The organism is Cupriavidus malaysiensis (genome assembly GCF_001854325.1).
Classification (GTDB): domain Bacteria; phylum Pseudomonadota; class Gammaproteobacteria; order Burkholderiales; family Burkholderiaceae; genus Cupriavidus; species Cupriavidus malaysiensis.
Genome location: NZ_CP017754.1, coordinates 1,090,847 through 1,104,722 on the forward strand (window position 1 = coordinate 1,090,847; position 13,876 = coordinate 1,104,722).

The window sequence follows — 13,876 nt, forward strand, 5'->3', positions numbered from 1 at the left end:
CGGTGCGCCGGGGCCGCTGGCACCCGGCGGGAGTTCAAGCCTGCGCCAGGGCGGCGGCAAGCTGGGCCAGCAGATGGGCCAGCAGCGCTTGCGAGCCGGTTCCCGTCTTCTGGAAGATGGCCTTGAGCTGCGAGCGCGCGGTCTCGTGCCGGATGTGCAGGCGCGCGGCGGCCTCCGGCAACCCTTTGCCGGTGGCGAGTTCGCAGGCCAGGCGGGTCTCGGCCGGCGTCAGCCCGTACAGGCTGCGCAGCACGTCTGGCAGCAGCGGCGGGGCGCCGCCGCGCTCATGCACCACCACCAGCGCGGCGGGCTTCTGCCAGGCGCTGGCGAGCCGGTGCGAGGGCGCCAGCGGCAGTACGATCACCTGGGCATCGTTGCCTGTGCCGTCGGTGGCCAGCGCGGCCTGGGCCGCGACGGGCGCGGCAGGGTCGCAGGCCGCGCGCAGCATGGCGTGAAAGGGGCGGGTCAGCTTCCAGTCCGAGACCTTGCCGGCCGGATCGAGCCGGCGCGCCCAGCGCTCGCCGATGCGATTGCACAACAGCACGCGCTGGGCGGGCGAGTAGACGACCACCCCGAAGGCGAGGCGCTCCAGCACCGCGTCGGCCATGCCGGCCAGCGAGGCGACCTCGACGGTGCGGTCGCGCAGGCGCATGGCGCTGCGCATATGCGGGATGATCCAATCCAGCGCGCGGGCATCCTCGGGCCGCCAGGCCGGCCGCGGGAAGGCGCGTTGCAGCGAGAAATACACCTCGTAGTGCGGCTGGCGTTCGACCAGGCAGGCCGCATAGGAGCGCAGATCGAAGGTGTGGAAGAACTCCTGGTAGAACGGATGCCGCGCCATCGCGCCTTCGCCTAGGTCGCGCGCGTCCACGTACCAGTCGCCGACGCCCAGCCGTGCGGCGAAGTCCTTGGCGGGATCGATCGCCTGGTACTGCCGCTCGTAGCGCTCGTGCAACTCGCGCACGGGGTTGTGCGTCTCGCCCAGGGTGACCTGGTCGTGTACCGTGTCGTACACCAGCATCGAGGCATGGGCGCTGCCGGCCATGCCGCTCAGGATGCGCAGGCTCGCCTGCCACGCATCCGGCTCCAGAATGCCGTCGTACAGGCCGCGGATGGCCGCGTGCATGTCCGGCTCAGTCATCATCAACCCCTTGTGCCAATGGCAGTCGCGCTGGGAATCTTCGAGTTGTGTCGCGACTTGACCGGAATATTCTTGGTCATGAGTGCAGCCCTTCTGTGAGGGCTTGCGGATCTGCCTGTACCTATATGCAGACGTTAATTACATTATCCCAACGACCGTGGGGATGCTCGAATTGGTAACCCTTCCTAGGAAGGGTAGGCAGGTTGAGATTGAAAGCGTAACCGCCTCGGTTGTGATGTAGATAGCACTTTACTGCGAGGGGCACCCCAGGAATCCGCGAATCAGGGGGCTCGTTCGGGTAAAATGCCGGATTCCCGCGATTTCTCTCCCATTTTTCCGTTTCCGTCTTTCTCGAAACTGATATGTCCACTGTCCTGCGTCTTTCCGATCTCATTTCCCAAGGCAAACTCTCCGGCAAGCGTGTCTTCATCCGCGCCGACCTGAACGTGCCGCAGGACGACGCAGGCAACATCACGGAAGACACGCGCATCCGCGCCTCGGTGCCGGCCATCGAGGCCTGCCTGAAGGCCGGCGCAGCCGTCATGGTCACTTCGCACCTGGGCCGCCCGACCGAAGGCGAGTTCAAGCCCGAGGACTCCCTGGCGCCGATCGCCGCGCGCCTGTCCGAGCTGCTGGGCCGCGAGGTGCCGCTGGTGCAGAACTGGGTCGACGGCGTGCAGGTCGCGCCCGGCCAGGTGGTGCTGCTGGAGAACTGCCGCGTCAACAAGGGCGAGAAGAAGAACAGCGACGAGCTGGCGCAGAAGATGGCCAAGCTGTGCGACGTCTACGTCAACGACGCCTTCGGCACCGCGCACCGCGCCGAAGCCACCACGCACGGCATCGCCAAGTACGCGCCGGTGGCCTGCGCGGGCCCGCTGCTGGCCGCCGAGATCGATGCGCTGGGCCGCGCGCTGGGCCAGCCGGCCCGCCCGCTGGTGGCCATCGTGGCCGGCTCCAAGGTGTCGACCAAGCTGACCATCCTCAAGTCGCTGGCCGACAAGGTCGACCAGATGATCGTCGGCGGCGGCATCGCCAACACCTTCATGCTGGCCGCCGGCCTGAACATCGGCAAGTCGCTGGCCGAGGCCGACCTGGTGGCCGAGGCACGCGCCATCATGGACGTGATGAGCGCGCGTGGCGCCTCGGTGCCGATCCCGGTCGACGTGGTCTGCGCCAAGGAGTTCAGCGCCACTGCGACGGCCACCGTCAAGGACGTCAAGGACGTGGCCGACGACGACATGATCCTGGACATCGGCCCCAAGACGGCCGCGCAGCTGGCCGAGCAGCTCAAGGCCGCCGGTACCGTCGTGTGGAACGGCCCGGTCGGCGTGTTCGAGTTCGACCAGTTCGGCAACGGCACCAAGGTGCTGGCCCAGGCCATCGCCGATTCCAAGGCCTTCTCGATCGCCGGCGGCGGCGACACCCTGGCCGCCATCGCCAAGTACAACATCGCCGACCGCGTGGGCTACATCTCCACCGGCGGTGGCGCCTTCCTCGAGTTCCTGGAAGGCAAGAAGCTGCCCGCTTTCGAGGTGCTGGAGCAACGCGCGGCGGGCTGAGCCCGACGCCGGGGCGCCGAGCGGCGTCCCTGGCGCGCCGCACGGGTCCCGCGGGCCCGCGGGCGCGCCGCCTCTTCCACGGAAACCCGGAACCCGTCCATGACCCGTTCGACCAAGATCGTCGCCACCATCGGCCCCGCCTCCAGCACGCTGGAGATGCTCACGCGCATGATCGCGGCCGGTGTCGACGTGGTGCGCCTGAATTTCTCGCACGGCACCGCCGACGATCATCTCGAGCGCGCCCGCATGGTGCGCGAGGCCGCCCATGCCTGCGGCCGCGAGGTGGCCATCATGGCCGACCTGCAGGGGCCCAAGATCCGCGTCGGCAAGTTCGAGCACGGCAAGATCACCCTGAAGCCGGGCGACGCCTTCATCCTCGATGCCGCCTGCACCCTGGGCAACCAGGAGCGCGTCGGGCTCGACTACAAGGACCTGCCGCGCGACGTGGGTCCGGGCGACCTGCTGCTGCTCAATGACGGCCTGATCGTGCTGGTGGTCGAGCGCGTATTCGGCGGCGAGATCTTCACCACCGTCAAGGTGGGCGGCGAGCTGTCCAACAACAAGGGCATCAACCGCCTCGGCGGCGGCCTGTCGGCGCCGGCGCTGACCGCCAAGGACATGGAAGACATCAAGACCGCGATGGCGCTGGGCGCCGACTACGTCGCGGTCAGCTTCCCCAAGAACGCCACCGATATGGAAATGGCCCGCCAGCTCGCGCTGGTGGCAGGTCAGCCGCACAACCACAAGGCCCGCATGATCGCCAAGATCGAGCGCGCCGAGGCGATCCGGCCGGGCGTGCTGGAAGAGATCCTGCAGGCCTGCGACGGCATCATGGTGGCGCGCGGCGACCTCGCGGTCGAGGTCGGCAACGCGGCGGTGCCCGCGCTGCAGAAGCGCATGATCCGCCTGGCGCGCGAGGCCAACAAGCTGGCCATCACCGCCACGCAGATGATGGAAAGCATGATCGTCAACCCGGTGCCGACGCGCGCCGAGGTGTCGGACGTGGCCAATGCCGTGCTGGACGGCACCGACGCGGTGATGCTGTCGGCCGAGACCGCCGCCGGCCGTTTTCCGGTCGAGACCGTCGAGGCGATGGCCGCGGTCTGCATCGAGGCGGAGAAGTCCGAGGTGGTCCAGCTGGACACCGACTTCCTGAACCAGACCTTCACCCGCATCGACCAGTCGATCGCGATGGGCGCGCTGTTCACTGCCTATCATCTGCAGGTGAAGGCCATCGCCGCGCTGACCGATTCGGGCGCCACCGCGCTGTGGATGAGCCGTCACCGTATCCATGTGCCGATCTATGCGATGACGCCCAACCTGACCTCGCAGCGCAAGATGCAGCTCTACCGCAACGTGGTGCCGCTGCCGCTGGACGCCAGTTCGGACCGCGACGTGGCGCTGCAGCAGGCGGAAGACCTGCTGCTGGCGCAGGGCGTGGTGCAGCGCGGCGACTTCATCGTGCTGACGGTGGGCGAGCCGATGGGCCAGCCGGGCGGAACCAATACCTTGAAGATCGTCCGGGTGGGCGGCTGAGCGCGCGGCGCCGGAAGCCAGCGACCGCCACGGACCGCCGCGGACGAATCCGATCAGTAGAAGAAACCCCAGATACCCCAAATCTTTCCCTTTAGGAGTCTGACATGCCACTCGTATCGATGCGCCAGCTGCTCGACCACGCCGCCGAGAACGGCTACGGTCTGCCGGCTTTCAACGTCAACAACCTGGAGCAGGTCCAGGCCATCATGCAGGCGGCCGACGAAGTCAACGCGCCGGTGATCATGCAGGCCTCGGCCGGTGCCCGCAAATACGCCGGCGAGCACTTCCTGCGCCACCTGATCGAGGCGGCGGTGGAAGCCTACCCGCACATCCCGGTGGTGATGCACCAGGATCACGGCCAGTCCCCGGCCATCTGCCAGGCCGCGATCGACCTGGGTTTCTCCTCGGTGATGATGGACGGCTCGCTGCGTGAAGACGGCAAGACCCCGTCCGACTACGAGTACAACATCGAAGTGACCCGCAAGGTGGTGCAGCTGTCGCATGCCATCGGCGTCACCGTGGAAGGCGAACTGGGCTGCCTGGGCTCGCTCGAGACCGGCGAAGCCGGCGAGGAAGACGGCATCGGCGCCGAAGGCAAGCTGGACCATTCCATGCTGCTGACCGACCCGGAACAGGCCGCCGACTTCGTCAAGGCCACCCAGCTCGACGCGCTGGCCATCGCCATCGGTACCTCGCACGGCGCCTACAAGTTCACCCGCAAGCCCACCGGCGACATCCTGGCGATCAACCGCATCAAGGAAATCCACGCCCGCATCCCCAACACCCACCTGGTGATGCACGGTTCCTCCTCGGTGCCGCAGGAACTGCTGGAAGAGATCCGCCAGTTCGGTGGCGACATGAAGGAAACCTACGGCGTGCCGGTCGAGGAGATCCAGGAAGCGATCAAGTACGGCGTGCGCAAGATCAACATCGATACCGACATCCGCCTGGCCATGACCGGCGCGATCCGCCGCTTCTTCGTCGAGAACCCGAGCAAGTTCGACCCGCGCGAGTACCTGAAGCCGGCCCGCGAAGCCGCCAAGCTGGTGTGCAAGGCGCGCTACGTCGCCTTCGGCTGCGAAGGCCAGGCAAGCAAGATCAAGCCGGTCGCGCTGGCCGACATCGCGGCGCAGTACAAGACGGGCAAGCTCGCCCAGGTCGTCCAGTAAGGTAAGGCCTGCCGGCCGCGCCTGCCTCGCCTTGCGGGCAGGTGCGCGGCCCGCCAGTTTTCCGTGTCCCCGCCCGTGCGGGGACGACGCATTTTTGAGCGCCACGCTTTTCCTCCGCGCGACGCAAGATCGGAATCACCATGTCCAACGCTCTCTACCAGTCCTCCATCGACTCGCTGCCCCTGCTGGGCCGCGGCAAGGTCCGCGACAACTACGCCGTCGGCGAAGACAAGCTGCTGATCGTCACCACCGACCGGCTGTCCGCCTTCGACGTCATCCTGGGCGAGCCGATTCCGGCCAAGGGCCGTGTGCTGAACCAGATGGCGAACTTCTGGTTCAAGAAGCTGGCGCACATCGTGCCGAACCATGAGACCGGCGTTGCTGCCGAGAGCGTTGTCAAGCCCGAGGAAGTGGAGCAGGTGCGCGGCCGCGCGGTGGTGGTCAAGCGCCTCAAGCCGATCCTGGTCGAAGCCGTGGTGCGCGGCTACCTGGCCGGCAGCGGCTGGAAGGACTACCAGGCCACCGGCAGCGTGTGCGGCATCGCGCTGCCCGCCGGCCTGCAGAACGCGCAGAAGCTGCCCGAGCCGATCTTCACCCCGGCCGCCAAGGCCGAGATGGGCGAGCATGACGAGAACATCTCCTTCGCCGAGGTGGAAGCCCGCATCGGCAAGGAGCTGGCCGAGAAGATGCGCGACATCTCGATCCGCCTGTACAAGGAAGCCGCCGACTACGCCGCCACGCGCGGCATCATCATCGCCGACACCAAGTTCGAGTTCGGCCTGGACGAGGACGGCACGCTGACGCTGATGGACGAAGTGCTGACCGCCGATTCCTCGCGTTTCTGGCCGGCCGACTCCTACCAGGTCGGTACCAACCCGCCGTCCTTTGACAAGCAGTTCGTGCGCGACTGGCTGGAAGCCGTCCGCATCGACGGCAAGCCCTGGCCGAAGACCGCACCGGCGCCGAAGCTGCCGGAAGACGTGGTCGAGAAGACCGCGGCGAAGTACCGTGAGGCGCTGACGCGCCTCACGGGAGAAGAACTGCAGTAAGGAAAGGATGCGCCAGTGCCGCTAGAACTGGCCGACAGGTGTGCCCCCTCTCCCCTCATGGGGAGAGGGTTGGGGTGAGGGGTGGTCTAGCAAGGCGCCACATACAGACGAAGCCATTGGCATTGTCCAGCACGTCGCCGCCAGCCAGCGCCCACCCTCACCCCCAACCCCTCTCCCGCAAGCGGGAGAGGGGAGGCCACCGCCGCGATGCCGGACGCGCTCGTGTCGGTGACTGTTTTCTCCCCTCTCCCACCCAGTGGGAGAGGGGCCGGGGGTGAGGGCCGGCGCCCGCGTAGAGCGAGTCCCTTCGTTCTGGCGAAGGCCCGTCCTCACCCCCACCTCCTCTCCCGCAAGCGGGCGAGGGGAGTAGATTGCCGTAATGCCAACGGCGCCGCTCGAGCCGGCGCCGCCAGAAACTGGAAGGATCCAACGTGAGCAATACCGCGAAGCCGCTGGTCGGCGTGGTGATGGGAAGCAGTTCCGACTGGGACGTGATGCAGCACGCCGTGGCCATGCTGAAGGACTTCGGCGTGCCCTTCGAGGCCCAGGTCGTGTCGGCCCACCGCATGGCTGACGACATGTTCCGCTATGCCGAGACCGCGCGTGCGCGCGGCCTGCGTGCCATCATCGCCGGTGCCGGCGGCGCTGCCCACCTGCCGGGCATGATCGCCGCCAAGACCATCGTGCCGGTATTCGGCGTGCCGGTGCCGTCGAAGTACCTGCGTGGCGAAGATTCGCTGCTGTCCATCGTGCAGATGCCCAAGGGCGTGCCGGTGGCCACTTTCGCCATCGGCGAGGCCGGCGCGGCCAATGCGGCGCTGCATGCCATCGCCACCCTGGCGGCCACCGACGACGCGCTGGCCGCCGCGCTCGAAGCCTTCCGCGCCCGCCAGACCGAGGCCGCGCGCGCCATGACCCTGCCGGTCTGAGGCCGCCGCCCCGCCATCCGTCCACCAGGAACTCCAGCATGCCCACCGATATCCATCCCAACCTGGCCGAAGCCCACACCCCCGAATCGCGCGCCGAGTTCGGCGTCGACCGCCCCGACGCCCCCATCCTGCCGGGCGCCTGGCTGGGCATGCTGGGCGGCGGCCAGCTCGGCCGCATGTTCACACATGCTGCCCAGGCGATGGGCTACAAGGTGTGCGTGCTCGATCCCGACCAGGACAGCCCGGCCGGCACGGTGGCGGAGAAGCATATCTGCGCGCCCTATACCGACGAGGCAGCACTGGCTGAAATGGCTGCGCTGTGCCCGGCGGTGACGACCGAGTTCGAGAACGTGCCATCGATCTCGCTGGACCGGCTCGAACAGCTCGGCGCCTTCGTGGCGCCGCGCGGCTACTGCGTGTCGATCGCGCAGAACCGCATCGGCGAGAAGAAGTTCTTCGCCGCCTGCACCGAGCGCACCGGCGTGCCGCCCGCGCCGCACTGGGTGATCCAGCACGATGCGGACGTCGACCAGCTGCCCGAGGAACTGCTGCCCGGCATCCTCAAGACCGCGCGCATGGGCTACGACGGCAAGGGCCAGGCCCGCGTGAAGTCGCGCGAGGACGTGCGCGCCGCGTGGAAGGCCATGCAGCACGTACCCTGCGTGCTGGAGAAGATGCTGCCGCTGGCCTATGAGGTCTCGGTGCTGGCCGCGCGTGCCGCCAACGGCAGCACGGTGACCTGGCCGCTGGCCGAGAACGTCCACCGCGACGGCATCCTGTTCTCCACCGTGATGCCCTCGACCAGCGTGTCGGACGACATTGCCGACCGGGCCCGCGCCGCCGCCGCCGCCATCGCCTCCGAGATGGGCTACGTCGGCGTGCTGTGCATCGAATTCTTCGTGCTGACCGACGGCACCCTGGTGGCCAACGAGATGGCGCCGCGCCCGCACAATTCCGGCCACATCACGATGGACGCTTGCGAGACCAGCCAGTTCGAGCAGCAGGTGCGCGCCATGGCGCGGCTGCCGCTGGGCCGCACGCGCCAGCATTCGGCCGGCAAGATGCTGAACCTGCTCGGCGACGTCTGGTACGAATTCGGCCTGGAGCGCACGCCTGCCTGGGACGAGGTGATGGCATTGCCGGGAACGAAGCTGCACCTGTACGGCAAGAGCGATGCGCGCCCGGCGCGCAAGATGGGCCATGTCAACTGCATCGGCGACAACGCCGAGGAAGCGGCGGCGGCCTTCGCCGGCGCAGCGGCGGCGCTGCACATCCCGAGCTGACCGCAAGCGGGCCGCGCGCCGCCGCCGTGGCGCGCAGCCCCGCTTTCCTGCCCACCGACCACCGCATCACAAGGATCCCCATGTCGCCGCGCACGCCCACGGCCGCCGAACTGGACGAAGCCGTCCGCCTGCTCGAAGCGGGCCAGCTCGTCGCCTTCCCCACCGAGACCGTCTACGGCCTCGGCGCGGACGCCGAGAACCCGGAGGCGGTGGCGCGCATCTTCGCTGCCAAGGGGCGGCCCTCCAACCATCCGGTGATCGTGCACGTGGTCGACGGAGCCGACATCAGCTACTGGGCCGATGAGGTGCCGGAGGTCGCGCAGAAGCTCATCGACGCCTTCTGGCCGGGACCGCTGACGCTGATCCTCAAGCGCGCGGCCCATATTCCCGCGGCCGTCGCGGGCGGGCAGGACAGCCTCGGCCTGCGCTGTCCCTCCCATCCGGTCGCGCAGGCGCTGCTGTCGCGCTTCAAGCGCGGCCGCGGCGGCATCGCCGCGCCGTCGGCCAACAAATTCGGCCAGGTCAGCCCGACCACCGCCCAGCACGTGCGCGACGAATTCGGCGACAGCGTCTACGTGCTCGAAGGCGATGGCGTGGAGGTCGGCATTGAATCGACCATCGTCGACCTGTCGCGCCTGGCCCAGGGCGTGGGGCCGGTGCTGCTGCGCCCCGGTGCGATCACGCCGGAAATGATGGCCGCCGTGCTCGGCAGCGCGCCGCAGCCGCCGGACGCCGCCGCGCCGCGCGCCTCCGGCACGCTCAAGGCTCACTACGCGCCGCGCACGCCGCTGCTGCTGGCCGAGGCCGGCACGCTGGCAGCGCGGCTCGCCGGCTTCCCCGCCGATGCCCGCATCGCCTGGGTCGGCGCTACCGCGCCGGCCGATGCGCGCTGCAGCTGGGTGCAGGCCCCGGCCGAGCCCGAGGCCTACGCACGCGAGCTGTACCGCCTGCTGCGCCGCCTGGACAAGGAAGGCTTCGCCTGCCTGGCCTTCGAACGCGTGCCCCCGGGCCACGCATGGGACGGCGTGCGCGACCGCCTGCAGCGTGCCGCCGCGGCGTTCGAGTTCGAGTAGCACACGCCGGGAGCATCGGGGCGCGGCATCGCCGTGGCGAGCGCCCGCCCTCTCCCCCGGCGCCTACCGCGCCTCCCGGCGCCTACTGCGCCCCCCGATACACCCACTGCATCAGCGCGTCATGCGCTTCCTGCGCGCGCGCGGCATTCGGGTGGTTGATGTAGGCCACCACCACATAGCGGCTGCCGTCGAGCGCGTCGACATAGCCGGCGAGCGCGCGCACGTCCTGCAGCGTGCCGGTCTTCAGGTAGGCGTTGCCGGCCGCATTGCTGCGCGTGAGCCGGCGGCGCAGCGTGCCGTCCACGCCGAGGATCGGCAGGGAGTCGATCAGCGCCGGGCCGACGTCGCTGGCTACGGCCTGCTGCAGCAGGCGTGCCATGTCATAGGCGCTGATGCGTTCCTCGCGCGACAGGCCGGAGCCGTTGTCGAGCACGAGGTCGGGCATGTCCAGGCCCTGCTTGTGCAGCCAGCGCTGCACCACGCGTGCCGAGCGCGCCGTATTGGCGGGACCGCTGCGGTCCTGTTCGGCGCCGATGGTCAGGAACAGCTGGCGCGCCATCACGTTGTTGGAGAACTTGTTGATGTCGCGCACGATGTCCGACAGCGGGGCGCTGTAGTGCCGTGCCAGCAGGAAGGCGCGCGGCGGCACCTTGCCCAGGCGCAGCGCCGGCGCGTGGGCGAAGCGCCCGCCGGCCTGCTGCCATTCGGCGACGAAGCCTCCCCAGGCGAAGTCGTTGTGCGACAGGGCGGCGATATTGACCACGTGCTCGCCGCACTCGGCCGAGTAGCTGCCGTTGAAGGCGGCCAGCACGGTGCCGTCCGGCTGCGCTGACAGCACCGGGTCGGCGTGGGAGCCGCCGTCGCGGCACTTGCCGCGCGAGAGCGTGAGGCGGTTGTCCAGCTTGAGCTGGGCCAGCGCCGGCGTGACCGAGACGGCGACCGATTGCGTGGCCGGGTCGGGCACCACGGTGAACGACAGCGTCTTGAAGGCATAGAGCAGCGCATCGGGCTGCACGTTGTAGGCGCGCAGGCTTTCGCCATCGATGGTGCTGCCGTTGTCGAGGCTGCCGTCGAAATAGCTGCGGTCGAGCACCAGGTCGCCATTGATGGTGGTGGCGCCGGCGGTGCGCGCGGTGCCGATCAGCTTGGCCATTTCCTCGGGCACCAGCTTGGGATCGCCGTGGCCGCGCAGGTACACATTGCCGTTGATGGTGCCGTTGTTGTCCGGCTGGTTGTCGGCGTAGAGCGAGGTCTGCCAGCGGAAGCCGGGGCCGAGCAGCTGCAGGCCGGCGAAGGTGGTGACCAGCTTCATGGTCGAGGCCGGATTCATCGGCGCCTGGGCATTCCAGCTCGCCACCGGCTGGGGCGCGCCGACCTTGATGACATAGAAGCTGGCGGCCGAGGGTGACACCTGCGCGCGCGTCAGTGCGGCGACCACGGTGGCCGGCAGGCCGCCGAGCCGCTGCGCCGGCTCGGCGCGGCGGGCCTGGCCGGCATGGCGGGTCTTGCCGGCGGCAGCCTTGGCGGTGACGGGCTTGGCAGCGGCGGTGGACAGGTGGCCTGCGCACAGCAGGGCGGCGGCACAGAGCGGCAGCAGGCCGCGGCGGAGCAGGGTGGAGCGATTGGGCATGGTGGCGATGTTAACGCATGCCCACCGGCTTCCGGATGACCGCGCGGTGCGGAACGGCTGCGGGCGTTGCAAAGATGCCGAGACCTTGCCGGCGCGCGTGCGCCAGGCGGCGCAGGCGTCGCCCGGTGCGCCTGGCCGGGCGCCTGTCAGAGCGCCTGTCAGAGCGCCATTCAGGCCGCCGGAGGCGGCATGCCCAGCCGCGACAGCAGTGACTTGAGCGTGGCCTGCTCCTCGGGCGACAGCGCCTGCGCGATGCGCGCATCGTGCGCGCGCACCGCCTCCGTGACCGCCTCCAGGGTCTTGCGTCCGCCATGGGTCAGCGCCAGGCTGTAGGCGCGCCGGTCAGCTGGTGCGGGGCGCCGCTCGACCAGTTGCATGGCCTCCAGCGCGTCGACCAGCAGCACGGCGCCCGAGCGCGCAATGCCGAGGATGCGGGCGAGGTCGGTCAGCTTCAGGTGCGGATTGCGCGCGATGATGATCAGCGCGGAAAAGCGCGGTGGAGTGATCTGCCACGGTGCCAGCGAGGTGACGAAGTCCTCGTAGATGCGGATCTGCGCGCGCCGGATCGCATAGCCCACCAGGCTGTCGAGCACGCCGTAGTCGACGTCGGGCAGGTGCGGGTCGAAGCCGGCATCCTGCAGTGCCGGATCGGGCGCGAGCGCCTCGCGGTTGCCGTGCTGGCGCGGCGTAGCTGGGGCCATGGTGTGAGGAGGGACGGGTCGATGTGAGGCGCGGCCGGCGCGGGGCGGCTAGCGGACGCGGAAGTATCGCATGTCGACCCGGTCCGGATAGCGTGCGCCGGTGGCGACGAACAAGTGCTGCATCAGCCAGGCATAGCGCGGCGCGCCGGTCTCGAAGCGCGGCGTGGTGCGGAAGTAGAGGCGGGCCGGATCGACCGCTTCGCCGGCGGCGAGGCGCGCGACCAGCGCCTGCGGTCCGCTGCGCAGGCCGGCGTTGACGATGTAGATATGCGCGCCGTCATCGGTCTCGAGCACGTAGCGCGCCTCGATGTCGGCCACGCTGATGGCGTCGCTTCCATCGTCGGCGTCCGGCGCGTCGTGGCGCATCAGCTGGAAGTCGGCACCGCCGGGCAGGATGCGCCCGCGCAGCAGCGGTCCCTCGACGGTGCCGTCGAGGATGGGGATCACGCGCCGCCGCCCGAGCACGCTGGTGCCGGCTTCGAGCGCCGGCGCCAGCCGGAAGGAAAAGTCCGCCACGTGTTCCAGCGTGGGCGCGGGCAGGACATGGCCGTCGGCCGCAGCGGCGGCGCTCACGGCAGCAGCTTCCAGTTGCCGTTGTCGATGGTCAGCATGACGCGGCCACGCTGGTCGAAGCCGAAATGATCCTGCGCGCTGTAGTTCAGCACACCGTGCGAGACCACGATGTCGCGCTCGTGCTCCAGCGCGTCCTTCAGCGCCTGGCGGAAGGCCGGCGTGCCGGGGCGCGCCTGCTTCAGCGCGACCGGCACGATGCGCTGCAGCACCAGGCCGGCATCATAGGCGTGCGCCCCGAACTGGGTGCGGCTTTCGGTGCCGTACTGTTTCTCGTAGCGTCCCACGTAATCGAGCCCGGCCGCCTTCGACGGCGTGCCCGCCGCCAGCTGCTCGGCCACGATCACCGGCCCGGCCGGCAGGATGGCGCCGTTGACCGCCTTGCCGCCGATGCGGATCAGGTCCTTGGTGGCCGCGCCGTGCGTGTGGTAGACCGGGCCGTTCCAGCCGCGCTCGCGCAAGGTGGTGTGCGGCAGCGCCGCGCCGGTGCCGGCGCCGGCGATCAGCACGGCATCGGGGCGGGCGGCGATCAGGCGCAGCACCTGTGCCGTGACGCTGCTGTCCGAGCGCGCATAGCGTTCCGTGTCGACGATGCGGATGCCGTTGGCCGCCGCCGCGCTGGTGAACTCCTTGAGCCAGGTCTCGCCATAGGCATCGGCGAAGCCGATGAAGCCGATGGTCTTGACGCCGTTCTTGTGCGCGGCCGCGGCCACCGCCTGGGCCATCAGTCCGGTGGGCTGCGCCAGCCGGTAGGTCCACTCACCGCGCCCGGGGCGCAGTTCGATGGGCGAGAAGGCCAGCTGCACCGTCTTGCTCTCCTCCGCCACCTCGGCGATGGCAATTGACGGCGCCACCGCCGACGAGCCGAGGATGATGTCGACCTTGTCCTCGGTGACGAAGCGGCGCGCCAGCTTGGTCGCCTGGGTCGGGTCGGAGGCGTCGTCGAGCACCACATAGCGGATCGCCTCGCCGCCGATGCGCTCGGGCAGCAGCGGCATGCTGTTGCGCTGGGGAATGCCCAGCGAGGCCGATGGCCCGGTGGTGGACAGGCTGACACCGACGGTGACGTCGGCCAGTGCGGCGCCGCAGGCGAGCGTGGCGGCGAGCGACAGCAACAGGCGGGCAAGGCGGGGGCGCGGCATGGTGGTCTCCTCTTTCATACAGTCTTTCTAGTTGGTCCGGTCCACGGCATTCTCCGCTGCAGTGGGCCGGCCAGGCGTCGCGGCCGGGCGCGGA

12 protein-coding genes are annotated in these 13,876 nt (G+C 69.4%); 7 read left to right on the plus strand and 5 right to left on the minus strand.

Annotated features, from left to right (window positions below; genetic code table 11):
* Positions 1-34 precede the first annotated feature (34 nt).
* Positions 35-1,141 (minus strand): helix-turn-helix transcriptional regulator, encoded by a 1,107-nt coding sequence (locus tag BKK80_RS04770; protein ID WP_071070685.1) that lies wholly within the window; start codon positions 1,139-1,141, stop codon positions 35-37.
* Positions 1,142-1,503: 362 nt separating this feature from the next.
* Here BKK80_RS04770 and BKK80_RS04775 point away from each other — a divergent pair, with 362 nt between their 5' ends.
* The 7 genes from BKK80_RS04775 (at position 1,504) to BKK80_RS04805 (ending at position 9,739) form a co-directional block, all read left to right on the plus strand.
* Positions 1,504-2,700: a phosphoglycerate kinase gene (locus tag BKK80_RS04775; protein ID WP_071011224.1), complete on the plus strand. Its 1,197-nt coding sequence runs from the start codon at positions 1,504-1,506 to the stop codon at positions 2,698-2,700.
* Positions 2,701-2,799: 99 nt separating this feature from the next.
* On the plus strand, positions 2,800-4,236 hold the full coding sequence (gene pyk, locus BKK80_RS04780) for a pyruvate kinase (RefSeq protein WP_071011225.1): 1,437 nt from the start codon (positions 2,800-2,802) through the stop codon (positions 4,234-4,236).
* 104 nt (positions 4,237-4,340) lie between these two features.
* Positions 4,341-5,405 carry a class II fructose-bisphosphate aldolase gene (fba, locus tag BKK80_RS04785; RefSeq protein WP_071011227.1) on the plus strand — a complete coding sequence of 355 codons (1,065 nt, stop codon included), beginning with the start codon at positions 4,341-4,343 and terminating at the stop codon, positions 5,403-5,405.
* Between the two features lie 140 nt (positions 5,406-5,545).
* Entirely contained in the window at positions 5,546-6,454 is a 909-nt protein-coding gene (locus BKK80_RS04790; RefSeq protein ID WP_071011229.1) for a phosphoribosylaminoimidazolesuccinocarboxamide synthase, read from the plus strand.
* Between the two features lie 431 nt (positions 6,455-6,885).
* Positions 6,886-7,383, plus strand: a complete 498-nt coding sequence (purE, locus tag BKK80_RS04795) for a 5-(carboxyamino)imidazole ribonucleotide mutase (protein ID WP_071011231.1) — start codon at positions 6,886-6,888, stop codon at positions 7,381-7,383.
* Between the two features lie 38 nt (positions 7,384-7,421).
* Complete coding sequence (locus BKK80_RS04800) at positions 7,422-8,666, plus strand: 5-(carboxyamino)imidazole ribonucleotide synthase (protein ID WP_071011233.1); 1,245 nt, start codon at positions 7,422-7,424, stop codon at positions 8,664-8,666.
* 80 nt (positions 8,667-8,746) lie between these two features.
* Positions 8,747-9,739, plus strand: coding sequence for an L-threonylcarbamoyladenylate synthase (locus tag BKK80_RS04805; RefSeq protein WP_071068651.1), 993 nt, complete (start codon positions 8,747-8,749; stop codon positions 9,737-9,739).
* A gap of 82 nt (positions 9,740-9,821) precedes the next feature.
* Here BKK80_RS04805 and dacB read toward each other — a convergent pair whose 3' ends face one another.
* The 4 genes from dacB to BKK80_RS04825 form a co-directional block, all read right to left on the minus strand.
* Positions 9,822-11,369 carry a D-alanyl-D-alanine carboxypeptidase/D-alanyl-D-alanine endopeptidase gene (dacB, locus tag BKK80_RS04810; protein WP_071068652.1) on the minus strand — a complete coding sequence of 516 codons (1,548 nt, stop codon included), beginning with the start codon at positions 11,367-11,369 and terminating at the stop codon, positions 9,822-9,824.
* A 170-nt stretch (positions 11,370-11,539) separates the two neighbouring features.
* Positions 11,540-12,070 (minus strand): MarR family winged helix-turn-helix transcriptional regulator, encoded by a 531-nt coding sequence (locus tag BKK80_RS04815; RefSeq protein ID WP_071011239.1) that lies wholly within the window; start codon positions 12,068-12,070, stop codon positions 11,540-11,542.
* A gap of 48 nt (positions 12,071-12,118) precedes the next feature.
* The gene (locus tag BKK80_RS04820; protein ID WP_071037463.1) at positions 12,119-12,643 is read right to left on the minus strand and encodes a DUF3237 domain-containing protein; all 525 of its coding nucleotides are present in this window, start codon (positions 12,641-12,643) and stop codon (positions 12,119-12,121) included.
* A complete protein-coding gene (locus BKK80_RS04825; RefSeq protein ID WP_157903156.1) occupies positions 12,640-13,782 on the minus strand; it encodes an ABC transporter substrate-binding protein in 1,143 nt (380 codons plus the stop codon). Before BKK80_RS04825 ends, BKK80_RS04820 begins: the two co-directional genes overlap by 4 nt.
* Positions 13,783-13,876: the final 94 nt, after the last annotated feature.